General features: G+C 59.2%; 18 protein-coding genes and 1 pseudogene. 8 read left to right on the top strand and 11 right to left on the bottom strand.

Annotated elements, in window-relative coordinates; genetic code table 11:
• Positions 1–632: 632 nt before the first annotated feature.
• The 4 genes from ACSZOQ_RS08665 to ACSZOQ_RS08650 form a co-directional block, all read right to left on the bottom strand.
• Positions 633–971, bottom strand: coding sequence for an HNH endonuclease (locus ACSZOQ_RS08665; RefSeq protein ID WP_439925608.1), 339 nt, complete (start codon positions 969–971; stop codon positions 633–635).
• A gap of 866 nt (positions 972–1,837) precedes the next feature.
• The gene (locus ACSZOQ_RS08660) at positions 1,838–2,140 is read right to left on the bottom strand and encodes a hypothetical protein (RefSeq protein ID WP_439925607.1); all 303 of its coding nucleotides are present in this window, start codon (positions 2,138–2,140) and stop codon (positions 1,838–1,840) included.
• Positions 2,141–2,581: 441 nt separating this feature from the next.
• Positions 2,582–2,773 carry a hypothetical protein gene (locus tag ACSZOQ_RS08655; protein ID WP_439925606.1) on the bottom strand — a complete coding sequence of 64 codons (192 nt, stop codon included), beginning with the start codon at positions 2,771–2,773 and terminating at the stop codon, positions 2,582–2,584.
• A 205-nt stretch (positions 2,774–2,978) separates the two neighbouring features.
• Positions 2,979–3,107: a ribbon-helix-helix protein, CopG family gene (locus ACSZOQ_RS08650; protein ID WP_439925605.1), complete on the bottom strand. Its 129-nt coding sequence runs from the start codon at positions 3,105–3,107 to the stop codon at positions 2,979–2,981.
• Positions 3,108–3,318: 211 nt separating this feature from the next.
• Here ACSZOQ_RS08650 and ACSZOQ_RS08645 point away from each other — a divergent pair.
• Positions 3,319–4,544 (top strand): annotated as a pseudogene (locus ACSZOQ_RS08645) (IS3 family transposase); the annotation flags it as partial.
• A gap of 584 nt (positions 4,545–5,128) precedes the next feature.
• The gene (locus ACSZOQ_RS08640) at positions 5,129–5,662 is read left to right on the top strand and encodes a hypothetical protein (RefSeq protein ID WP_439925604.1); all 534 of its coding nucleotides are present in this window, start codon (positions 5,129–5,131) and stop codon (positions 5,660–5,662) included.
• 674 nt (positions 5,663–6,336) lie between these two features.
• On the opposite strand, the gene ACSZOQ_RS08635 is transcribed toward ACSZOQ_RS08640, so the two are convergent.
• The 3 genes from ACSZOQ_RS08635 to ACSZOQ_RS08625 form a co-directional block, all read right to left on the bottom strand.
• Positions 6,337–8,055 carry a SulP family inorganic anion transporter gene (locus ACSZOQ_RS08635; protein ID WP_439925603.1) on the bottom strand — a complete coding sequence of 573 codons (1,719 nt, stop codon included), beginning with the start codon at positions 8,053–8,055 and terminating at the stop codon, positions 6,337–6,339.
• 334 nt (positions 8,056–8,389) lie between these two features.
• Positions 8,390–9,427 (bottom strand): HAD family hydrolase, encoded by a 1,038-nt coding sequence (locus tag ACSZOQ_RS08630; protein WP_439925989.1) that lies wholly within the window; start codon positions 9,425–9,427, stop codon positions 8,390–8,392.
• A 111-nt stretch (positions 9,428–9,538) separates the two neighbouring features.
• Positions 9,539–10,261: a 2'-5' RNA ligase family protein gene (locus tag ACSZOQ_RS08625; RefSeq protein WP_439925602.1), complete on the bottom strand. Its 723-nt coding sequence runs from the start codon at positions 10,259–10,261 to the stop codon at positions 9,539–9,541.
• A gap of 194 nt (positions 10,262–10,455) precedes the next feature.
• On the opposite strand from ACSZOQ_RS08625, the gene ACSZOQ_RS08620 reads away from it, so the two are divergent.
• The 3 genes from ACSZOQ_RS08620 (at position 10,456) to ACSZOQ_RS08610 (ending at position 14,985) form a co-directional block, all read left to right on the top strand.
• On the top strand, positions 10,456–11,829 hold the full coding sequence (locus ACSZOQ_RS08620) for a transposase (protein ID WP_439924438.1): 1,374 nt from the start codon (positions 10,456–10,458) through the stop codon (positions 11,827–11,829).
• 451 nt (positions 11,830–12,280) lie between these two features.
• On the top strand, positions 12,281–13,273 hold the full coding sequence (locus ACSZOQ_RS08615) for a formylglycine-generating enzyme family protein (RefSeq protein ID WP_439925601.1): 993 nt from the start codon (positions 12,281–12,283) through the stop codon (positions 13,271–13,273).
• Positions 13,270–14,985, top strand: a complete 1,716-nt coding sequence (locus ACSZOQ_RS08610; RefSeq protein ID WP_439925600.1) for an arylsulfatase — start codon at positions 13,270–13,272, stop codon at positions 14,983–14,985. The genes ACSZOQ_RS08615 and ACSZOQ_RS08610 overlap by 4 nt, the downstream gene beginning before the upstream one ends.
• Positions 14,986–15,153: 168 nt before the next feature.
• On the opposite strand, the gene ACSZOQ_RS08605 is transcribed toward ACSZOQ_RS08610, so the two are convergent.
• The 4 genes from ACSZOQ_RS08605 to ACSZOQ_RS08590 form a co-directional block, all read right to left on the bottom strand.
• On the bottom strand, positions 15,154–15,393 hold the full coding sequence (locus ACSZOQ_RS08605) for a tyrosine-type recombinase/integrase (protein ID WP_439925599.1): 240 nt from the start codon (positions 15,391–15,393) through the stop codon (positions 15,154–15,156).
• The gene (locus tag ACSZOQ_RS08600) at positions 15,390–15,773 is read right to left on the bottom strand and encodes a hypothetical protein (RefSeq protein WP_439925598.1); all 384 of its coding nucleotides are present in this window, start codon (positions 15,771–15,773) and stop codon (positions 15,390–15,392) included. Before ACSZOQ_RS08600 ends, ACSZOQ_RS08605 begins: the two co-directional genes overlap by 4 nt.
• A gap of 144 nt (positions 15,774–15,917) precedes the next feature.
• Positions 15,918–17,183, bottom strand: a complete 1,266-nt coding sequence (gene dmeF / locus ACSZOQ_RS08595) for a CDF family Co(II)/Ni(II) efflux transporter DmeF (protein WP_439925597.1) — start codon at positions 17,181–17,183, stop codon at positions 15,918–15,920.
• A 13-nt stretch (positions 17,184–17,196) separates the two neighbouring features.
• The gene (locus ACSZOQ_RS08590) at positions 17,197–17,472 is read right to left on the bottom strand and encodes a metal/formaldehyde-sensitive transcriptional repressor (protein ID WP_439925596.1); all 276 of its coding nucleotides are present in this window, start codon (positions 17,470–17,472) and stop codon (positions 17,197–17,199) included.
• Positions 17,473–17,498: 26 nt separating this feature from the next.
• On the opposite strand from ACSZOQ_RS08590, the gene ACSZOQ_RS08585 reads away from it, so the two are divergent.
• The 3 genes from ACSZOQ_RS08585 to mobF all read left to right on the top strand — a co-directional run bounded on the left by ACSZOQ_RS08585 (position 17,499) and on the right by mobF (position 22,322).
• Positions 17,499–18,530: a hypothetical protein gene (locus ACSZOQ_RS08585; protein WP_439925595.1), complete on the top strand. Its 1,032-nt coding sequence runs from the start codon at positions 17,499–17,501 to the stop codon at positions 18,528–18,530.
• A 613-nt stretch (positions 18,531–19,143) separates the two neighbouring features.
• Positions 19,144–19,428 (top strand): hypothetical protein, encoded by a 285-nt coding sequence (locus ACSZOQ_RS08580; protein WP_439925594.1) that lies wholly within the window; start codon positions 19,144–19,146, stop codon positions 19,426–19,428.
• Positions 19,425–22,322: a MobF family relaxase gene (gene mobF / locus ACSZOQ_RS08575; RefSeq protein WP_439925593.1), complete on the top strand. Its 2,898-nt coding sequence runs from the start codon at positions 19,425–19,427 to the stop codon at positions 22,320–22,322. Before ACSZOQ_RS08580 ends, mobF begins: the two co-directional genes overlap by 4 nt.
• Positions 22,323–22,512: the final 190 nt, after the last annotated feature.

Here is a 22,512-nt window from a genome sequence, read left to right as displayed (position 1 = left end):
TCGTCGTCAAACAAAAACGAAACGCCGCCGCGCAATATAATCGCGCGGACGGCGTTGGTTTATTCACTGGGCACTCAAAATCCCCAGCTAACAATAGGTACGGTCAGGCTGAAAAAAGGTTCAAAAAAATGAAGCCTCACCGTCGGGCAGGGACCGGCGAGGCTTCTCGGGGGTGAGCGAGTGGGGGGAGCCCGCTTCTCATATCAATTCCGCTCTTCGCGGGGCGGGCGCAGGCCCCCGACCAAAAACACAGCCTCAAACGCGAACCGGGCCAGCGCCCAATCGGGGGGGGCGTTTGGATATAGCGCACCATGCGCGGGCGATCGTACCAACGAAAAACCGCGCCAGATGCCGAAGCAGCTGACGAGGTCTTTCATGCTTTCACCTCCGAAAAGGTTGGGCACTGGAATCTCAACGCCGGCGATTGGCAAAGGCTCCTAAAAAGAATCGGCCAGCGCGATTTCTTTTTTCAGCGCCTCGATGCGGCGTTCTGCTGCTCCAAAATCGCCCAGTGTGCGGTGACCCAGCCTATGGCAGCCAGTTCTTTTTCTTCCAGGTCTGGACCAAGTTAATGCAGCCCACGTTTGAGCGGGATTGTTACCAGCGTGTTGCTGTATATCTTGCTTGGATCATCAGCCATTGGATGGACCAGATTTCCTGTTCTGCGCGAACGTGGTGGCGAACACATTCTCGCGGTGGTGCGCGAGGTAGCTGCGGTGCTGATCAAGTAGGTTTGGCACCACGGCTCCGGCTGAGATTCCGGCAACTGCGATCTGGGTCGCGGGCAATAGCGGAGAAATGACGATACTCCCGTCGTCCGCGAAGCTTATCAGCCCAGCATCAAAGGCGGCGTCGTATGCTGGCCCCAGCATGATCCCGTTAAAAACGTCCAGGCGCTCTTGGTTGTCCGAGTCGCGCCACGGTTTGATGTGTGACGCTCGCAACAGTCCCTCAACCTCAAGACCTGTCACTGCGCACTTGCCGGACCAGTGGCGAAGTAGGTCTACGGCGCACGGCCTGAAATTTACACCCGGTTGTCGTGGAACGCATTGGTCACGCTCGCGTCGCCTGCGCTCCCAGCGGCCACTCGGGAGGCGCTGGAGCGGCGCATCCTTGCCGGGGACCACGTCGGCGCGCCCGGGGACGATCTTCTTTGAAACGTGTTTGGGGCTGGCCGGTCATGTCACCGTTCCACCCGATTCCCGGGGCCGGCGTCAATCGGCGGTGGGAGTGTTCTCGCCCATAAAAACCCGCCGGCGCTGCTACACCACCGGCGGATTCGGGCGGAGACAGCAACCCATCCGGACACGGAAAGTGGAGTGGGCTGCAGACCCGTCCCTACTAAAAACGCATAGAGTGGAGACGCGTTCCGGGGCGATGGGCACCGAAGAAGGCCCGCCGGAAGGGATCAACAGCGGGCCTGATCGGGATCGGGGATCAATGGAGTGTGGGTCCACCCGTTCCAACTGCATCAATGCGCGGAACGGTAAAGTGTTCCTCTGTTCAAAGAAAAGCCCGCCACGGGCGACAGGCGGGCAGTTCAGTGAAGACGGACGGTACCCGGCCAAGGGACCGTCCGGGGCGATTAATGTGTGCCGGCGAGGGGCTCACCGACTAAGGGAAACCCCGCTCCGGCGGGGTTTTCTTTCGGGCCGTTCCAGCAACCTTATGCCAGTGGGGTGCTTAGCTATGGGGGCGTTCAGGGACGACGCCTCTCGGCGATGGGCGCCCCGGCATTTGCAGGCTGCCGGGACCGTCCTGAGCCGGTTATCCCAGTCTTTTGTAAGAAAAAGCCGCCCATTGAGGCTGCCTTTGTGTAAGGGGCGACAACACTCTATCAGGTGCCGCCGCTGTACCCCACTTTTTCCTGGCCCTCAGATTTGTTGTCCGGATTATCTTTCTCCGCCGCCTTCTTTAGTTCGGCCTTTCTAACTTTTTCGTCCTGCTCAAACTCCACGTGCGGCCTCTCGCCTCGGTTCTGCTGCTGGTCAGGATTATTCTGGTTCATGGCCGCCTGTCCGGGATATCCAGGGTCTGGATTCGACGTATCGGACGGACCCGAGTTGGTGGAGGGACGCATATTAGCGGGAGCCGGCGGCGGATCTTTACCCACGCTGGGTCGAGTTTTGGGATCGGTCATAATGGCGCTCCTTTTGCACATGTGAGAGACCAATTCGCCGACCAGCCCGTCGTTCCTTTGCGCGGCGCGGTATGATGCTTCCGTCGAGGGTTTCTATAGCGGCCGGTCCGCGGGAAGACCATCGTCAGACGAGACGCAAGGCAGCGGCAGTTGGACATCCCGATATCGGCCTTCGTAGCGATCGGTGAAGTCCTGAAGGAAAAACGCATGACGGATCAGGCAAAGATCGCTCTCAGAGGATTCGTAATCACCCATGCGAAGGCGGCGGCGCTAAATGCCAGCACTGGGTCTGGCAATCCATCCGGCGCGATCTCGGCTCTCAGCCACTGCCAGAACTGGTGCATGTCACCCTCATCTGTGGGCACGCAGACAGATCATATTGCAGCTTACAGGCACGCGAAAGGATCCCAAGGAGAATTGACGAGGGGTCCGACGATTTAATCAGGCGCTTCGTTCTAGGGCCTTAGTCACCATGGCCATATCGTTGTGGAGGATCGTTTGCTGCGCATGGTTGTCCCATCTGACCGTGACGCCCGCCCAATCCGTTTCTGTGACTGTGCCGGCGTCCTTGGTGTCAGCGTGCCAGATCACGCGCGCGCCAACGAGCGGCAGCCTTGATTCGCGTCCGGTCATTTTTGGCGACCGCTCCGGCAATTCCACAATACGATGCCAGCAACGGACGCGAACACGATGAACGGCACAAAGGCAAAGATGTGAATAGCTGTCATGTGCTTGGCCGCCGCTCAAGAGGATGATTGAAGGATCATGCCTTCTTCTTCGAAGTGAAGTCGAGAGTAAGTCGGCGGATGGACTCGCGGGCAGATAAGGTTGCGACCAATCATTTCACCTTCGCCTTCAGCCCGATCTCCACAAGGCGGCGGATGGCTTGGGAGCGAGACTTGGCTTCGTTCTTTTCAGCCCACGCTTCGACATCTTCAATCAATGGGGCCGGGAGCCGAATGCCCACGAATGGATCCCGGCCGGTCGCTGGCCGCCCTCGTTTCGGTTTTACCGCTATTGACTTCTTCATGATTTAGGTTTTACATTATTCCTGCGTAAAAACAAGCAGCCCGCCGAGGTGTCTCACCACCTGCGGCGGGCCTAACCAACAGCAAGGATCTGGACCATGCCGAAGGCTGCCCGCACCTCTACCACAAAACCCTCTGCTAAACGCCAGCGAGGAGAACATCTCCGAGCTCTGCCGCCGCGAGGGCATCGCCGCCTCAATGTATTACGGCTGGTCCAAGGAGTTTCTGGAGGCCGGCAAACGCCGGCTGGCGGGCGATACCGCGCGTGCTGCAACGCCCGGCGAGGTGAAGGATCTTCGTCGCGAGGCTACCGCCCTCAAGGAGGTCGTGGCCGACCTGACCCTGGAGAACCGCCTGCTCAAAAAAAGTTTGAACGGGGATGGGGAGGACGAGGCATGAGGTATCCTGCGTCCGAGAAAGCCGAGATCATTGAGTTGGTCGAACGGTCACATCTTCCAGCCAAGCGCACGCTGGCCAAGCTAGGCATCCCGCGAGCCACGTTTTACAGATGGTACGATCGTTACCGCGCAGGTGGCATTGAAGCGTTGACTGATCATCGCTCGCGCCCATCCCGCGTCTGGAATCGCATTCCGGACGATGTTCGTGGCCAGCTCATCGATCTGGCGCTGGAGCTTCCGGAGCTGTCCCCGCGGGAATTGGCGGTGCGCTTTACCGATGAGCGAAAGTACTTTGTCTCCGAGGCTTCGGTCTATCGGCTGCTGAAGGCGCGCGATCTCATCACCAGCCCGGCTTATGTGGTAATCAAGGCGGCGAACGAGTTCAAGGATAAGACCACTGCCATCAACCAGCTCTGGCAGACAGACTTCACCTATCTCAAGATCACCGGCTGGGGCTGGTATTATCTGTCGACCGTGCTCGACGACTTCTCGCGCTACATCGTGGCCTGGCGGCTGGGTCCCACCATGTGCGCTTCCGACGTCACGGCCACACTCGACCAGGCGCTCGCGGCCTCGGGTCTGGACCACATCAATGTAAAGCAGCGGCCGCGGCTTCTAAGCGACAACGGATCGAGTTACGTGGCGGACGACCTGGCCAAGTGGCTCGAACATAAAGACATGCAACATACGCGCGGCGCGCCGTATCATCCCCAGACCCAAGGAAAAATCGAGCGCTGGCATCAGACCTTGAAGAACCGCATCTTACTCAACAACTACTATTTGCCTGGCGATCTCGAGCGGCAGGTCGGCGCCTTCGTCGAGCATTACAATCATGTCCGCTATCATGAGAGCATCGACAATCTGACCCCGGCTGACGTCTACTTCGGCAGGTCCGAGACGATTCTCGCAGAACGACACCGCATCAAGCGCGACACCATCGCAAACCGTCGCTTGCAGCATAGACTGCACGCCGCTTAAACTCTAATCCCTGATGAGCCAGAACCTCCTTTCTCGATAGTCATCATCAGTCTCAAATCATCTGACGACGAACACCCGCTGACGTCGCGGATTTCGTTGCCAACATCAAGGTCGGAAAATTCCGCGAGGCCGTACCAGATGACCTCGCGCGAGGATTGTGGGCGCAGCAGAACCGGAAGGCGATTTTGGCGGTCGCGCCATGTGCAGGCCTTCTAGCGTGAAGACACCCAGCGAATGAATGCAAGGATGTTGGCGGCGGTGTGACGCCGATCGTATGCGACCATTCTACTATCGTTGCTTTTCTCACGACGGTCGCCAATCGGTGACAGGAGGTCGCGCATAGCTCGAATGGTCGTCGACACGAACTGCCTGCAAGCGGACATGCTATATTTTGAAGTCTCCAAGCAACAAAGTCGTAATAACTCCCTTCGTCGAGCTCGAGATGCTCAAGGCGATGCTGCCGTGAATGTCGTGAAGTCGACGGAGATTCTGGCAAAAACATTCGAATCAAGTCGTCTTGACGAAGGATCCCATGAGCGTCGTGCGTCTTAACGCAGTCGCTGCGGACGGGAGGAGGGGATTTCATGATTTCGGACGCAAAGATGCGGGCGCACCTTTTGTCGGCACTTCATGGGTTGAGGGACAGCAACACCGGTTGGGTGCCCACATCCGATATGAATTTCGGCGGTCTGGAGCCTGTCACTCCCGGGCGCATTCGTACCGTTTGCGAACAACTTGCCGAGGTCGGTCTGATCGTCTTCAAGCCGTTGCCGGGCGGTCCTGATGGAGGCCTCGTCGGGATGTCGAAGATAACGGGGCACGGTAGCGACGTTGTCGACGGACTCACGATTGCACGGATCGCCCTGGATTTCCCGCAAAAGGTCCAACCCGAACCCGCATCGTCTGCCGCGGCAGTCGCGAGTCCAGCGGGCGCCAGCCTGCCAATGCAGCGGGCGGACGCGTCCGGAATCTCTTCGGGCGCCCAATCTCAAGCGGCCCCAGAGAGCAACATCCAATCTGAAGTCCTGATCCTCAGGCCGACCCTTTGGGGCATGAGCATCGACCTCAAGGAGGCTTACCGCCGAGTCCACCGAAAATGGGTCCAACGGAATGCTTGAGCCACAGAGATGACCTTAAACTCTTGAGGTGGAAACATGCGCTTCCGAAATTTGGAAAAATACAAGACGGGCGGCTCGGGCAACAAAACACGACGCTCGGCATCCTGCGCGCCTTGCGCTGTCTGACTCCGAATTGGCTTAAACTGACTCGGATCTCACCTAAGGGCACACTGTCGCTTCTCACGCCAAATGAGTCCCGCAGATGAAGTTTATCTAACAAAATCAATGAGCGTCATATCATCTTTTTCGAGTCCCAAGATCTCGAATTCCGAGTCTGCCGCCTTTAGGCGTGCTCGAGTTCCGAGTCTGAGTTCAGACCCTTTAACTCATTGAAGTAAAAAAGCGGGCACCCGAGTGCCGGCTCTGGTTCGAGGAAATGCGGGATTTAGGACTTTGCCCAGGACCTTGCCTTCCTCTCGGCCTGGTTTCTACCAGCGGCGGCGATGGCGAAGTGAGAAGGGCCCGAACTGGCGCGGCGGCGTAGACTTCCACGGCAAACATTCCCAGCCGACCCCCAAAGGGATCAGCCTAACCACTGGACGGTTTTTACTCCGCCCGCACCGACATCACGGCGGCGCTCCTGTGGCCCAATTTGTCACCGCCGCGCACAGCATGCGCCGCAGGGTACTCAGGGAAATGGTGTGCAGGACGGGTAGGATGTTCGTAGGCATAACTCATTCCTTGCCGTTGGCAGATGGCGGCACAGCAACTGCGTCCTGTCCACGCGTCAGCGCGCGTACGGCGTCGTCGACGCTGCGGTAGACGCCGGTCGGACCCAGCATGGCGGCGATGCCGAAGCGCGCCAACGCCCTCTGCGCTCTGACCGATTCCAGCCGAGCGATCGAGAAGGTAATCCCGGCGTCTCGGCAATAGGTGATCACCTCGCGCAAGGTCTGCGCCGCCGTATAGTCGATGTCGATGACGCTACTGGCCTCGAACACCACGTGCTTCAGGCTGCCCGCGCGCTCCCCCACCATCGCGTGGAAGTCCTGGCGGAAGCGATCTGCGTTGACGAAGGACAGCGGCGCTTGGAACGCTGCTACCAGCACGCCTGCGATCCGCTCGCCCGCCGGCTTACCGTCCGGTGGCCACCATATGGAAGTGCCCGGAACGTGCTCGAACTCGATCGCCCTGGCCTGGGTGATGGTCCACACGCCGTGCAGGAGTGACAGGCCGATGCTGATGGCGACGCCGATCTCAATCGGCAGCGCCACGATGGCGAGCGCGGTGGTGGCGATCAGTAAAAATTCCGTCGGCGCTTGGCGCAGTGTTGCCATGAAGGTCTGCCAGCGTAATATACGCATAGCCACGAAGAACAGGATACCGGCCAGCGCCGCCTGCGGCACGTTCTTCAAAAGGTCTGTGCCGAACAGCGTAAGCGCCAGCACGATGGCTGCGGCCAGCAAGCCGGTGACCTGCGAGCGACCGCCCGTCTCGACCGAGATCGCGGTGCGGGGTGGGCTGGAATTGACCGGGAACGCGCCGACGAGACCGGACAGCAGGCTGCCCGCGCCGACGCCGATGAAATCGCGGTTGACGTCGTCAGAGCCAGAAGTACCGCTGCCGGCGAAGGAACGCGTGGTGGCGGCCGTCTGGACCATGATGACGATAGTGACCAGAAGGGTCAACGGCACCAGCGTACGCATGTCCCCGAACGTCACCTCCGGCAGGCGTAGGCCAGGCGAGGCGGCCGGCAGTGTGCCGAGGACCGCGACGCCGCGCGTCTGCAGACCGAAGGCGACCACCGCGAGCGTGGCTGCCGTTAGCGCGATCAACGCGCCGGGAATGCGCGCACTGATGCGCTCGCACAGGGCGACGACTGCGAACACGGCCGCGCCGATGGTGGCGCTATAGGGATTGATGTCACTTAAGCCGCCATAGACAGCTGCGAGGCGGTGGAAGACGTCTCCGCTTCCGGGAGGCAGGCCGAGCAGCTCAGGAAGCTGCGAGACAACAATATGGATCGATATTCCGGCAAGGAAGCCGGCGGTGACCGGCACCGAGAGCAGATCGGCGACCCAGCCGAGCCGCAGCAGGCCGGCAGCCGACACTGCGGCTCCCACCATCAGCGCGAGTAGTGCAGCCAGCGCTTGGTAATGTGGCGAGCCAGACGTGGCTAGAATAACGAGGCCCGCCGCGAAGATCGGCGTGATGGTGGAATCCGCCCCAACGGAAATGTGGCGGCTCGCGCCGAACAGCGCGAAGGCTACGGTGCCTGCCAGGAAAGCGAGGAAGCCGGCTTCGGGGGAGAGATCGCCGAGGTGTGCGGTGGCCATCTGCTCGGGGATGGCAATGGCAGCCAGTGTCAGGCCGGCGAAGGCGTCACCGCCCAGGTCCTTGCGCCTCCAGCCGCGCATGGAGGCGAACAGCGGGGACTGTCCCATACCTTGCATCGGCGCTACCTTGCCCAATTGCACCTGCGCGTTACTTGACCAAAAGTATCACGCAACCTTGTCTAGAAACAAACCTAAGCTCGACAGGAAGCAGCGAGTGTTTTGGTACATCAGCATGCATTCTGGAATCGGTAAGCTCGTCGCCCTGAAAACTGTCATACTCGGAAACAGGCCGCACCTAAACCGATCAGCTGCTGTCTGATGGGTTACGGCATCGTCGGAGCCCTCTTCCTGCAGGTGGGAACGTAGATGTTTCGCAGTCAGCGGCGTGCCGTTGGAATTACTGTTACCTGTCTGATTTCATTTTGCGGCAGCGAAAGTCCACGGACCAGCGTCACTCGAATACGAACACGCGCTTCCAGTCGGTTTTCATATCTACCACTGTCCATTTATTGAAGACTGCAGCGTCTAAGGCTTTGTCGAGGTGGCCGAAAGGCGAGGTCCTGTCGTAGGCGTATTCGCGCTCCGCGTCGGTATGATGGACGATCAGGCCGAAGCGCAAGCCACCGGCCATCGTCGTCCATTGCAGCATTTCCAGATCGCCGTCGGAGTTGCCGAAAGCGGCTATCGGGCGACGACCAATATACTCGTTGATGCCGACCGGCTTGCCGGCCTTGTCGTCGATGAAATTCATCTCCGCCAACCGGAAAAGCTCCGGCCTGCCGTCGCGCATCTGAAACTTGGTCTTGATCGAGGAGCCAACGATTTGTTCCGGCGGTACACCATAGACCCGCTCGGTCCACGGGCGCATGAACTCGATGCCGCCGCCTGAGACGATGAAGGTCTTGAACCCATTGGAGTGCAGATAGGCGAGCAATTCTATCATCGGCTGGTATGCAAGCTCGGTGTACGGTCGCTTAAAACGCGGATGGCGAGCGGTGGCGAGCCAGTCAATAACGATCTTCTCAAACTCTTCGGTAGTCATTCCGGCGTGGCTCGCCAGGACTAACTCCGCCAAGCCCTGTTCGCCGGTTTTTGCGAGCGTCGCCATATCGTTCTCAAGGACTGCCTTGAATGGCTGCTTGTCTTTCCATTCCGGATGCAGGGGTGCCAGAGCCTTTACACGGTCAAGTGCGAAAGTCAGTTGAGTAGACCCCGGCTGCTCCACCCACAAGGTGCCGTCGTTATCGAACGTCGCGATGCGCTCGGCGGGAGGCACGAAATCCGGCGAACCCTCTCGCGTCACAGCGGCTACGAAATTTAAGATCGCTTGCTTTGCCGCGCCGTCATTCCATGAGGGAAGCGGGCTGTCCGTGGTTACCGTTTGCGCTGATGCAGAGATGGGAACGAGTGTTCCGGGAAATGCTGGAAGCATAACCAACGCTGCGAGGAGCGTGCGGCGGCTTAGCCCGGAGAAAAAGCTCGGTGACATGGTTGGTTCCTTTTCGAGTTGCGCTTTCGCCGCAAAATAATTCAGCAAGCCGATTATCCGGAACGCCTTTAGGCACGTGTCCGGAATTTTCGCGTGCTTCCCCGAAGGCGATTATGGCATCAGCATCAGAGCCTTGAGTTCCTTGCGAGCCGTGCCAAAACTACCAAGCTGGTAAACCGACGCCCCCGCTGGCGAGAACGTAAACGTTTCGAACGGTTCGGCGAGCATCTCATTTAAATAGGTTTCGGTGCCAACACCGATTGTGACGTGGGGATTAAATTTTTTGCCGGCTCCGATCTGCACAAAATTGGCCACGTAGCCAATCAAGAACTCTTGGATGTCGCGGCCATCCTCGGTACTCATGAACGCCGCTGGGGTCCCGGTCTTCTCGGTAAAAGGAGTGACCGCGTCGATTATTTTTTGCTGCAGTCTGAGCAAATCTTCAGTCGGCTCGACGACGATACCCGCAAGACCGATTGGCGGCGACGGGATGTAATAATATTTGAATGCCTTCAATTTCCAACTTGTCGGTTTCTCGGTGGCAAACACCTTGTTGACTGCATCGTAGACCTTCTCTAGGTCGGCCGTGCGGACAAACTGCTGCAGCATCGTGACGTGCGGGTTATGCGTGGCGTCCAGTGCAAAGCCCTTTGGAAAAACTTTCAGCAAGCGGGCATTATCCGCCTGCGCATGTTTGAGCATCGTTGCGTCCGGCTCCAGCGCGATATCGATGGCGGTAACCGGATTTTGCTGCGCACGGGATGACGCTGCGAATATAAGCGATATTACTAAGCTAAAGCAGAACGCCACAGGCCATTGACCGTACTTCACCATAGTAAGAACCCTCTCATTTCGGGAGCAAAGAAGGCATCTTTTCACACCCGCGCCGTTTATCATTGAGCCAAATCAACAGTTCGCGTCAGATCAGGCGATGTCGCTTATTGGCCGATTTTGTTGCAAAAGTCAGTTGAGACAAGCGGCGAAGCGTGATTCCGTTGTGTTGACGCGAATCTCGGCGAGGTCGATCGATGATGGGCCGTCTGAAGAGTGACCAGAGTCAACTGTTCTACGAGTTCCACCTTAGCGACGCGGTTCCTGAAGATCATCTGGTGCGGAAGATCGATACTGCGCTCGATCTCAGCTGGCTTCACAGCGAACTTGCACCTCATTATTCGTCGATGGGTCGCCCGTCGATTGATCCGGAACTGATGATCCGGATGCTTATCGTGGGATATGTCTTTGCGATCCGCTCAGAACGGCTGATCTGCCGCGAAGTGCAAGTGAACTTGGCTTATCGGTGGTTCTGCAAACTCGGCATCGAGGACGCAATTCCCGATCATTCGGCGTTCTCGCGTGCCCGCAACGAGCGCTTCCGCGATGGGGATGTTTTTCGTCGTGTGTTCGAGCGGGTCGTCGAAGCGTGCATTGCGGCCGGTCTGGTTGGCGGTGATGGCTTTGCCGTCGATGCGAGCCTGATTCAGGCGGACGCCAATAAGCAACGCTCGATCGCGGGTCAGGATTGGCGCAGGGATCGCGATCCCAAGAGGTCCAGCCGCGCGGTGAAGGAGTATCTGGCGACCCTCGACGATATGGCGTGGGGCGCGGCCAGCGACGTGGTCCCGAAGTTCGTCTCGCCATCCGATCCGGCAGCCCAGTGGACCGGCGCTCACAAGGGACCGGCATTCTTCGCTTACTCCGACAACTATCTCATCGACGTGAAGTTCGGTGTCATCGTTGATGTTGAAGCATCCCGCTCCATCCGCCAGGCCGAGGTCGGCGCGGCAAAGACCATGATCGAGCGGACCGAAGAGCGCTTCGGCCTCAAGCCAGAGCGGCTTGTCGGAGATACCGCTTACGGTGCGGCTCCGATGCTGAACTGGCTAGTCGAGGACAAGGGCATCGCGCCACATATCCCTGTGTTCGATAAGTCGAAGCGGGATGACGGCACCTTCTCGCGCAGCGACTTTCGATATGATCCGACCACCGACGTCTACCACTGTCCCGCGGGCAAGACCCTGACGACGACGGGGACACTTGTGAATGGCGGGACCACGCTGATCTATTTGGCTAGAAAGCGCGATTGCGATGGCTGCAAACTCAGAGGACAGTGCTGTCCGAAGGTCCCCTTTCGCAAGATCCCGCGCGACATTCATGAGCACGCCCGCGACGTCGCCCGGTCGCTCGCCGGCACTGATGGCTTTGAGACTTCGCGACGTGAACGCAAGAAGATCGAGATGCGGTTCGCTCACCTGAAGCGCATTCTAAAGCTTGCTCGACTTCGACTGCGTGGTCCACGAGGCGCCCAGGATGAGTTTGTTCTGGCCGCCATCGCTCAGAACCTGCGGCGGCTCGCAACTCTGGTCGCGCGACCGCCACCGGCACAGGTTCTGCGCCTCGCGTAGAGTTAGAGTTAGAGTTGTGTAGAGGAGTCAGGGCCGGCGGATCAAAGCCGGTTGCCCCCAGCCGAATACGAGCATCCATCAGGCGCAACCGACTTTTGCAACAAAATCGGCCCTTTTCGGACCTGACAGTCTGGCTGACGATGCCCGCTGTTGAGGGCAAAGCGGACTTCCCAGTTGCGCACTCAGACTTCTGAGTTTGACCCGTTTCGGACATCCATTCGATCGACTTGCAAACAACCTGAGAGGCGCGACCTGCGATGCTACAATCTCGCAACGGCCATTGAACCGATTTGGGTATGAAGGAGACCTACCGTAATCCGGGATTCCTGGCTCTGGGGTCACCATCCGTCAAAGGACCCACTACCGAAAAACGCATATCGAGCAAACAACTCTTCGGGCGGTGTAACGAATGAAGCCAACGTAGGCCTGATGCAGGGCCCCGGAGATCGTCATGAATCTGGCTGATACGAAATCGTCGTCTGACTCCGGACAATCGTTCGAACATCCAGCAGGTGAGGGGATGCTGTATGTGCCGGGCGGCACGTTTCGCATGGGTTCGGATCGGCATTATCCGGAGGAAGCGCCGGTCCATCGCGTCACCGTGGACGGATTCTGGATGGATCGCACGCCGGTCACCAACCGCCAATTCCGCAAATTCGTGAACGCGACCGGCTACGTCACTTTCGCCGAAATTACACCTGATGCGAAGGACTATCCGGGCGCTCTGCCGCACATGCTCAAGGCCGGCTCGCTGGTCTTCACGCCGCCCAAGCGAGCTGTAGCCCTGCGCGACTGGGGGCAATGGTGGACGTTCAAGTTCGGCGCCAATTGGCGCCGTCCCTACGGTCCGCGCAGCAACATCAGCGGGCTCGACGACCACCCGGTCGTCCACGTCGCCTACCGGGACGTCGAAGCCTATGCCAAATGGGCCGGCAAGGAATTGCCGACCGAGGCCGAATGGGAATTCGCCGCGCGCGGCGGACTGGACGGCGCGGAATTCGCCTGGGGCGACGAGCAAATGCCTGGCGGCAGGCACATGGCGAACACCTGGCAGGGTAATTTCCCGCACCAGAATCTCGCGGCTGATGGCTTCGAACGCACCTCGCCCGTCACCGCATTCCCGGCCAACGGCTACGGCCTGCACGACCTGATCGGCAATGTCTGGGAATGGACGGCTGATTGGTATTCGCAGAAGCATGAAGCCGACGCCCCGAAAGCCTGCTGCATTCCGCAAAATCCTCGCGGCGGGCCTGTGGCCGCGAGCTACGATTCTTGTCAGCCGAAGATCAGGATTCCACGCAAGGTGCTTAAAGGCGGCTCGCACCTCTGCGCTCCCAACTACTGCCGCCGTTATCGTCCAGCCGCGCGTCATGCCGAGCCGATCGACACCTCAGCAAGCCATGTCGGCTTCAGGTGCATCACAAGGAAGAGGATCACGTCATGAGCAACGATAAGATTCCGAGAAACCCTGAGACCAGCACCGAGCCGACCAATGCAGGACTGAAACGCCGCGATCTGTTGTTGAGCGGCAGTTCTCTCGTCGCCGCCTCGGCATTCTCAGCCGTCGGACTGACAAGCCCTGCGGAGGCGCAGCAACGACCGGCGGCGCCGGCACCTGCAGCGGCCGGGCAACGGCCAAACATTGTTGTCATCATGGGAGACGATATCGGCATGTGGAATATCGGCGCCTATCACCGCGGCCTGATGGCCGGACGGACGCCGAACCTCGACAAGCTCGCCGCTGAAGGCATGCTGTTCACCGATTACTACGCCGAGGCGAGTTGCACAGCGGGGCGCGCCAACTTCATCACCGGCGAGCTTCCGATCCGCACCGGCATGACCACGGTCGGCCAGGCCGGCGCGCCCACCGGCCTACCTGCGCAGGCGGTAACCATTGCCACTGCTCTGAAAGGAATGGGCTACGCCACCGGCCAGTTCGGCAAGAACCACCTTGGCGACAAAAACGAATTTCTGCCGACGGTGCACGGCTTCGACGAGTTCTTCGGCTACCTGTATCACCTCGACGCGATGGAGGATCCAGCGCATCCTGCCTATCCGCAGGAGTTGTTGAACACCGTCGGTCCGCGCAACATGGTCCATTGTTATGCGACCAATGTCGATGACGCCACCGTGGATCCACGCTGGGGCAAGGTCGGCAAGCAGCGGATCGAGGATGCGGGCACGCTCTATCCGAAGCGGATGGAAACCGTGGACGACGAAATTCGCGACTTTGCGCTCAAGTTCATCGACAAGGCCAAGGCCGACAACAAGCCGTTCTTCCTGTGGCTCAATCCGACCCGCATGCACATCGTCACGCACCTGTCGCCGAAGTACGAAGCGCTGCGCAACTCCAAGAACGGCTGGACCATCCATGAGGCCGGCATGGCGCAGCTCGACGACGACGTCGGCATCGTGATGCAAAAGCTCAAGGACATGGGCGTCGATGACAACACCATCGTGGTCTTCACCACCGATAACGGCACCGAGGTTTTCACCTGGCCTGATGGCGGACAGACGCCATTCGCACAGAGCAAGGGCACGGTATTGGAAGGCGGCTTCCGCGTGCCCTGCATGATCCGCTGGCCGGGCAAGGTGCCGGCGGGCAAGGTCGAGAACGGCATCATCTCGGGGCTGGACTGGTTTCCGACCTTCCTTGCGGCGGCCGGCAACCCGAACATCGTCGAAGAGCTGAAGAAGGGCAAGCAGATCAGCGACACGACCTACAAGTGTCATTTGGACGGCTATAATCAGATGGGCATGATCACCGGCAAGGGGCCCTCGAACCGGCACGAAGTCTGGTATTTTGGCGAAAGCGAACTGGGTGCCGTGCGCATCGACGACTTCAAGTATCGGTTTATCGACCAGCCCGGAGGCTGGCTGGGTGAAAAAACCAAGCCTGACGTGCCCTATCTGATTAATCTTCGCCTCGATCCTTTCGAGCGCACGGGCTGGCCCGATAGCGGGACCAAATACGGCGCGCAACAATACTTCGACTGGTTCAAATACGAATTTTGGCGCTTCGTGTTTGTTCAGCAGCAGGTGGAGAAGCTGGCGATGACCGCGGTCGAATTTCCGCCGATGCAAAAGGGCGCGAGTTTCAATCTCGATTCCGTGAAAGCGAAAATCGCGGCAGCCCAGGCTTCAATCGCCAAGTAGGCACGTGTTGCTTTGACTGACCTTCATGGCGGGCACCCCAGACCGGGGCGCCCGTCTGACAAGCATCATGTAACAACTGGGCGACGACCAAAACGCTCGCACTTCCGCTGTTGGCCCAATCCGGCGGTAGGAAGGTGGGCCAGAGCACGTCCGCTCTGCCCTGGTGTTTCAGACATCAACTTGTTCCGCTATTACCAAGGCGTCATCGACCTCGATGCCGAGGTATCGGACTGTACTTTCTATCTTGGTATGCCCGAGCAGGAGCTGGACAGCCCTCAGATTGCCGGTTCGCCGATAGATCAAGGTCGCTTTTGTTCGTCGCAGTGAGCGCGTCCCAAAAAGCCTCGGGTCTAGCCCCACGCTTCCGATCCACTCAGACACGAGCCTGGCATATTGGCGCGTTGTCATACTGCGATCGGGACCGCGACGGTGAACAAGAACTCGCCTGGCCGTTTTCCGGTGACCCTCAGATAGTCATCGACCGCCTGCCGGGTCTGTTCGCTCAATTCAAATCTGACAGGCCGTCCGGTTTTCTTTTGCCGGACCGTTGCGCGATCCGCTGTGTATCCGCCGGCAGCGACATCCTCGACCCGTATGGCTACGACGTCACAGCCGCGAAGCTTGCTGTCGATCGCCAAATTGAACATCGCAAGATCGCGTGCGCGACCTTCGATCTGGAGTTTCGTCCGGATCGACCAGACGTGCTTGGGTCGCAGCGGTAGCTTTGCTCCCGTCAGCTTTCCCTTATTCCAGGGCACTCGCTGGGCCGCATTTACTTGATCGTGCATGGGGCCATCTCCTCGGCTCGGTTACAGAGCCGACAAACATGAGCCACAAGTTTTCGCTTCGAAATCAGGTCGGTTCTCGGACGAAGGCGGACTTCGCCGCTGGCCCACGAAAAACGACCTGTAGCGATTGACCCAAAGCCGAAATCAGGCAGCTCTGCTTACACTCGGATCGACGTGCCTGACCTCAATGGTCAGATGCGAAAGCGAGCGGAATCGCGCTACCTTGGCCCGGTAGAATTGCTCCTTGCGCTGCGTCGTCGTCTCCACGGAAACGATGGCGCCAAGATGACCGGGCCCCAGGCGCCAGAGATGAAGATCGGCGACATGATCGCCTTCATTTTCGATCGAACGTCTGAGATTGTCTGCCATTCTGCGGTCGGGGTTCATGTCGAGGAGGATGGCTCCGGTATCGCGAATGAGGCCGAACGACCAACTCGCGATGACGCATGCGCCGACGATTCCCGCCAAGGGGTCCATCCAGAGCCAACCAAAGGCGCGCGCGAGCAGAAGACCGACGATAACGAGCACTGACACCGCTGCATCCGCTAACACGTGGATCACGGCGGCGCGCATGTTGTGATCGCGCGCTGCAGATCCATGCGCGTGCTCATGTTCCTCGAACTGCACGGGATATGTCCGTTCGCCGATCCTGATATTGGCCGTGAAGGCGTGCGGCTCGGGAATTTCCTCAATAGATTCCAAGTAATCGCCGCGATCCTTGAGAGCGAAAAGCTGCCGGGAACCGCTAGGGCGTACCGTCTCGATGGTAGCGCTGGCTGCCGGCAATGCCGCACTCTCGGCGCTTAGCCGGAAGCGCGGCGGCACGCCGTCCTCGAAGACTTCCAGAACCACCTCGCCATCGTTGGTCGCGATCCGATGCGCTTCGTCTTCGCCGTCGTGGCCATGATGATGGCCGTGGCGGTGGCCGTGCCCATGGTCATGATGGTCGCCGGCGCTGAGCAGCCAGACGCTGGCGACGTTGACCGCAAGTCCGAGGACGGCAACGGGTATCGCTTCCGCGAAGCGGATAGGAACAGGCTCGAAAAGACGACTGATCGCTTCGTAGCCGATCAGCAATGCGATCATCGCCAGGATGATGGCGCTTGTGAAACCGGCCAGGTCTCCGAGTTTGCCGGTCCCGAATGTGAAACGCGGATCATCCGCGTATCTCCGGGCGTATGTGTATGCGAGGGCGGCGAGCAACAGAGCGCCCGCATGTGTGCTCATATGGAGTCCGTCGGCGATGAGCGCGATTGATCCGAACAGCCAGCCACCGACGATCTCGGCGACCATCATCGCGCTGCACAGCCAGATCACCGCCCAGGTTTTCCGTTCGCTTTTCCCGTGGCCTTCGGAAAGGAACACATGGCTATGAATGGCCGGAATGGCCGCGCGACTGATCTCGCTCATGACAATCCTTGTTCTACTTGAGGTACGTCCGCACAACGTCGATCAAGTCTGCGGCCCCTTTGGCCTTCTCCGGATCCTGCTCGCGGGCGGGATCCACGACGTGATGTCGGATGTGATCCTCGAGGAGCTCCGCGGTCAGCCCATTGACGGCACCCCGCACCGAGGCGACCAGCATCAGCACGTCGGCACAGCCCAGCTCGGCTTCCAGCGCGCGCTCGACGGCCTCGATCTGCCCCCTGATGCGCCTGATCCGGCCGATGAGCTTGGACTTGTTTTTGATCGTATGCATACTATAAGATAGGGGGATATCCTATAATGATCAAGCCTCGAATGCAGAGGCGAGGTCACGATCAAGAAAGCCCCGGCGCGAGCAAAGCCGATGAAGCCGATATCGATCCACCGTGGCTGGTGCTGTTGGCTGCGCTCGCGTGGGCGCAGCAGGCGGAGGCACACGGCATCGCGGGCAACCGCTATTTCGATGGGACAATGACCTTTGACGACCCGTCCGTCGCCGATGAAGTGATTCTGCCCTTCTGGACCAATCAGCAGTATCCGGCGCAGGGGAGCGCTCTCGAGAATCGCATCAATGCAGCTTTCGCGCGCCTCTTGACGCCGACGCTGGCGTTCACGGTCGACAGCGGTTGGATTCACCAAAACTGGCCGATCGGTCACACGTCGGGTTTCGACAAGACCGACATCGGACTGAAATACGAAGCCTATCGCAACAACCAGCACGAAGCGCTCGTCTCCGTCAGCCTCAACTGGGGCATCGGGCACTCCGGCTCAGTGGCGGTGGGGGCCGATGCGCCCCACACGATCCAGCCTGGCATCTTCTTCGGCAAAGGTTTCGGCGATCTCCCCGCGCAATTGTCCTGGCTGCGTCCGTTCGCGATCACGGACGCGGTTGTGGACGAAATCCCGCTCGGAACGGTCGGGCATGCGCTCGCGCCCAACTCGGCGGCCAGCGGCTTCAGCGCAGTAATTTCCCCCGCCGTCGAGATCCTGCACTGGGGTTTTTCAATCCAGTACAGCACGCTCTATCTGACGAGTCGCTTCGACGGAGGTCCGCCAAAGGAAGAGCCGCTGAACCAATGGGTACCGCTCGTCGAGTTCAGGTTCGACAGCCCGCGTGGCCAGCAGACGGCGGCAACTGCAAATCCCGGCTTTGCCTACGTCGCGATGACGTGGCAGGTTTCGGCAGAGGCTATCGTCCCCCTCAATCATGCTGGGGGAACAGGCCCCGGATTCCGTATTCAACTGCTGTTCTTTCTCGACGATCTGATACCCTCGGCGTTCGGGAAGCCGCTACTCAGCAATCAGCCCGATCGAAGCCAGATCGCTTGGTGATCTCAAGCCGACGCCGCAACTCATGAGTCCGGAAATGGCCCATAGCGTCAGTTATTGCGGCGCAGCGACATGTCCGGAGTTGGGGGTAGAACGGACTCCATCACCGACGGTCTCGATCAGACGCTTCTGTGCTAAGGCCGACGTTACCCGACTGAATTCGCGTGCCCGTGGGTAGCCGTCCGTGTGTGTGATCGGCCACAACGCACACCGTGCCAGAGCCGTCCAAGGCGGCAACCAGCACCAATCGTATTGGCGCAGTACCATTCGCGGGTTTCCCAAAAAATCTCTCTGTATGAGGCTTCAGCGCTGTCAGACAAGATTTGCCGAGCTTTCCCCCTCAGAATTTTGCAGCTTAAGCCCGGAGGATGCTCTCTGCAGCACGCACCTCCTCAGTCAAGTGTGTGAATCCTCTTCACCAACAAAGCCAACAAGACCAACCAGTACCAATAAGACCTGATTGCGGGCCAACAGAAGGCCAAAGATAATTCTTGTCACACCCCACTCACTAAAGATGCAGATCGTGGCGATGCCCCCAAAAATCGAAAGCGGGCCATTGCTGATCGATGAGTTCGAGGCCACCTGTTGGCAGGCGCAGTGCAAGTGAGCATTCGGAATGAGCAACGCAAAGACGACGCGGTTTACGATAGAGCTCACGGCTGAGCTCGCCAACGCGGTGGCGAAGGCGGCTGGAGCAAACAAGATAACGGTCGAAGAAGCTATCGGCGAATGCGTCAGCCAAAGCTTCGAGACGGCGCTGCGTCATCGCGTGCTGATCCAGCGGCAAAATGACGTCGATGAGGCATTGCGGGAGCTTGCACGGCTGGTCGGGCGCCTGAGCGCCGGCTCAAGCGAGCCGCGGGAAAATATCTGCCGGTACCGCTCCGCGGACGCCGAGTGACGGCGACCCTTCATGCCCTCGGTTGCGGCCGCGCTGCCGGCGCGTACTATACCGAGGATCCCAACCGGGAGGCACGCCCGAAATCCCGTGACAATTACTATACCCGTGACGGCAATGGGACGTGGTGGTCGAGCGGCTCCAGCCTTGTCCGCAGCGGCGCGCCGATTAACAAAGAAACGTTCCGGGATCTTTGCGGGGGATTCGATCCGCGAACTGGCAAAAGATTGGTACGCGGCGCCGGCGAGCGGCATCGCGCGGGGTGGGACATCACGTTTTCAACACCAAAGAGCTTTGGAATTCTCTGGGCCGCCGGCAGTGCCGAACAACGTTCGGTATTGGAACGTATCCAGCAAGATGCAGTCGATCAGGCATTAGAATTCGCAGCATATGAAGGCCTCATTCGGGTGCGGTTGGGGGCGGGAGGACATTTGCAGGAGGTGCCGGCGGATATCGTTGTCGCGAAATTCCCACACTTCACTTCTCGAGAGGGGGATCCCGCCTGCCACACACATTGCGTTCTTTTCAACGTCGCCCGTTCCGCAAACGGAAATAAATATCTGACCGTTGAGCCGAGACGCGCCTATGAGTGGCAGGTAGTCCTAGGATTGGCGTTCAGGGCCGCGCTATCGAAAAAGTTGAATGATTTGGGATTTGCTCTGAGGGAAGCCGGCCGTGATCAGTTCGAAATCGTAGGCATCCCAGAGGTGATGATTGAGGTTTTCTCAAAACGCTCCCAGCAAATCAAAGCGCGTGTTGGAGCCGATGCGTCCGCCGCTCAAAAGGAAGTCGCGGCATTGGCGACGCGCCGCGATAAGGAGAGCGTGCCAACGGGCGACGATCTGGAGAGGCGCTGGAGACAAGAATTCGGAGTATTCGAAATCGACCCATGGACAGTCGCTCTGGAAGCGGGCTTGGCTCGAAATCCGAGACGAGTGCCCGAGATTGACTACGACTTTGATCCGCCGGAGATCACGGGAGATACCCCTGTTGCGTTGGCAGCCTCAGGCGTTTTTCGCACTGAAAATGTACTCACTCGAAAAGCCCTTCTGCATCGATCATTCGTCGAGTCCGCGTTACAAGGGAAGGGGATAAAGGCGGTCTATGCGGAGGTCTCGAATCTTGAGGAGTCGGGAAGACTCGTTCGACTGGATGACCACGAAGCCGCGCAGCATTGGACGACGACTGCCATTGCCGCCGAGGAAGCCAAGCTGCTTCGCCTAGCAAAAGAACGCGTGCCCAGACTTCTGTTCCGGCCTGATGCCGTCGAGCTTGCGCTGCAAGCGATTCCGTTTTTGTCTGAAGAACAGCGTCAGGCTCTCCGCCACGCGACATCGTCGGATCCGACGACCGTCCTAGAGTCGGGGGCGGGGACCGGTAAGACCACCCTGATCGCTGGTTTGGTGGACGCTGCAAGGCGTTCGGGGGGTCTGAAAATCCTGGGACTGGCGCCATCTTGGGTTGCCGCTGACGAATTGCGCAGCTCGGCCGGTATCGAAGCGATGGCGATTGCGCGCTTTCGTCACGAACTTGCGTCGGGTCTGCGGCAGGCTCCGGGCCCAGACACGCTAGTCATCGTTGACGAGGCCGGGATGGTTGGAGTTCGCGATTTGGCCGCGATTTTTGAAGCGGCGACACTAAGGAACGCGGCGGGGGAGCCCGGTCGCTCTCCAAAGATTCTGCTATCCGGCGATCGCCGCCAACTGGCCGCGGTGGCCGGCGGGAATTCACTCAAGGCGGTTTCTGAAATTATCGAACGCAAGTCGACGTTGAAGGGCGTTCGACGCCAGATTGTGGACTGGCAACGGGCCGCCTCGATCACTATGGCCCAAGGCGATTCGGAGGCCGGCCTGCGGGTCTACGCCGAGCATGGTCGCATTGACCTGGTTGCGGGTCGCGAAGCAGCGCAGGCGCGCGCTATCCAGGCTTGGCAGGATCTCCGACGGTCCCATGGGGATGACGTCATCCTGGTTACACGCCGGAACCGTGATGCTGCCGAGCTCAATCTCGCGGCTCGCGGGGTTCTGCGTGAGGAAGGGCTCATCCAGGGCAAGGACCTCAACCTGATCGCCGTCGATCGCGATGGCGCCTTAGGTCTATTGCCGCTGGCAATAGGAGACCGCATCCGTTTCGGCGAGACGCTGCATCAATACCAAATAAGGAATGGTACCCGGGGAAATGTCGAAAGAATCACTCGTCAAAGCGACGGATCAGTTCGTCTCGCAATCCGTCTTGAAGATCGGCGTGTGATCGAAGATGAGTGGTTTCGTTTTGTTCAGCAAGGGCGGCAGCGGCATGCCGGCGTGCCGAAGGTCGTTCATTCGATCGCGGGTTCGGCTTATTCCGTCCAAGGACGCACCGCGCTTGCTACGGTTCTGCATCTGGGAAGTGCCGCCGACGCTCGCGGAATCTATGTCGGGCTTACACGCCACGTTCACGATGCGAGGATTGTGGTGGAGAGCGAGCGACTAGACGCCTGCTGCCGTGCCCATCAAGAAGACCCAAGGATGGGGCCGCCCCGATCAGCCTTGTTGGACCGCCTGTTTGGCGAGGCCGGCCGATACCATGAAAAGGCAAATGTCGTCGATCATGTCGCGGACCGAATGAAATTCATAGAAACTGGCTCAATCGAGCTTCCGCAGGCGCGAGGCAGATTGAATATTGGTGCTGTTGTGGAGGGCGCACGCCGGGTTGAACTTGCGGCTCAGCATTTTGGATCCCGGGGCAGGGCGTTCACTGCTCAACTGCGCCAACTGGCGGTGACCTTCATGTCGGACAGCAGCATGCCTAAAGAGATCAAGGCAATCTTAGCAAAGCTGCGATCATGGGTGCCGTTACGAGCATCGCCAGAATTCCGGGGCATGCGGCACTCTCGTCCGTATGAGTACGGGCGTTAGTACCGGTTGTCGGCTTGCGCTGGGTCGACAGTCTCCGCACCGAATAGAGTCTAATCCGACCGTCTTCGATCCGGTTAGAATCTAATGCGCCCGTATGCGGACTCATCTTCTCACGCTGAGTGCGACCGTCTCCGCGCCGAATGGACTCTAATCCGACCGTATCCGATCCGATTAGAGTCCATTCGGCGCG

Origin of the sequence: Nitrobacter sp. JJSN (genome assembly GCF_051912485.1) — a bacterium.
Lineage (GTDB): Bacteria > Pseudomonadota > Alphaproteobacteria > Rhizobiales > Xanthobacteraceae > Nitrobacter.
Note: the sequence above shows the minus strand (reverse complement) of the source record. Positions and strands in the feature narration are given on the sequence as shown.

What these genes read in the sequence shown, in the direction of transcription:
- ACSZOQ_RS08660 (WP_439925607.1), bottom strand. Translation starts at nt 2,140, where the DNA reads ATGACCGATCCCAAAACTCGACCCAGCGTGGGTAAAGATCCGCCGCCG.
- ACSZOQ_RS08655 (WP_439925606.1), bottom strand. Translation starts at nt 2,773, where the DNA reads ATGACCGGACGCGAATCAAGGCTGCCGCTCGTTGGCGCGCGCGTGATC.
- ACSZOQ_RS08640 (WP_439925604.1), top strand. Translation starts at nt 5,129, where the DNA reads ATGATTTCGGACGCAAAGATGCGGGCGCACCTTTTGTCGGCACTTCAT.
- ACSZOQ_RS08635 (WP_439925603.1), bottom strand. Translation starts at nt 8,055, where the DNA reads ATGCAAGGTATGGGACAGTCCCCGCTGTTCGCCTCCATGCGCGGCTGG.
- ACSZOQ_RS08630 (WP_439925989.1), bottom strand. Translation starts at nt 9,427, where the DNA reads ATGTCACCGAGCTTTTTCTCCGGGCTAAGCCGCCGCACGCTCCTCGCA.
- ACSZOQ_RS08625 (WP_439925602.1), bottom strand. Translation starts at nt 10,261, where the DNA reads ATGGTGAAGTACGGTCAATGGCCTGTGGCGTTCTGCTTTAGCTTAGTA.
- ACSZOQ_RS08620 (WP_439924438.1), top strand. Translation starts at nt 10,456, where the DNA reads ATGATGGGCCGTCTGAAGAGTGACCAGAGTCAACTGTTCTACGAGTTC.
- ACSZOQ_RS08615 (WP_439925601.1), top strand. Translation starts at nt 12,281, where the DNA reads ATGAATCTGGCTGATACGAAATCGTCGTCTGACTCCGGACAATCGTTC.
- ACSZOQ_RS08610 (WP_439925600.1), top strand. Translation starts at nt 13,270, where the DNA reads ATGAGCAACGATAAGATTCCGAGAAACCCTGAGACCAGCACCGAGCCG.
- ACSZOQ_RS08605 (WP_439925599.1), bottom strand. Translation starts at nt 15,393, where the DNA reads ATGACAACGCGCCAATATGCCAGGCTCGTGTCTGAGTGGATCGGAAGC.
- ACSZOQ_RS08600 (WP_439925598.1), bottom strand. Translation starts at nt 15,773, where the DNA reads ATGCACGATCAAGTAAATGCGGCCCAGCGAGTGCCCTGGAATAAGGGA.
- dmeF (WP_439925597.1), bottom strand. Translation starts at nt 17,183, where the DNA reads ATGAGCGAGATCAGTCGCGCGGCCATTCCGGCCATTCATAGCCATGTG.
- ACSZOQ_RS08590 (WP_439925596.1), bottom strand. Translation starts at nt 17,472, where the DNA reads ATGCATACGATCAAAAACAAGTCCAAGCTCATCGGCCGGATCAGGCGC.
- ACSZOQ_RS08585 (WP_439925595.1), top strand. Translation starts at nt 17,499, where the DNA reads ATGATCAAGCCTCGAATGCAGAGGCGAGGTCACGATCAAGAAAGCCCC.
- ACSZOQ_RS08580 (WP_439925594.1), top strand. Translation starts at nt 19,144, where the DNA reads ATGAGCAACGCAAAGACGACGCGGTTTACGATAGAGCTCACGGCTGAG.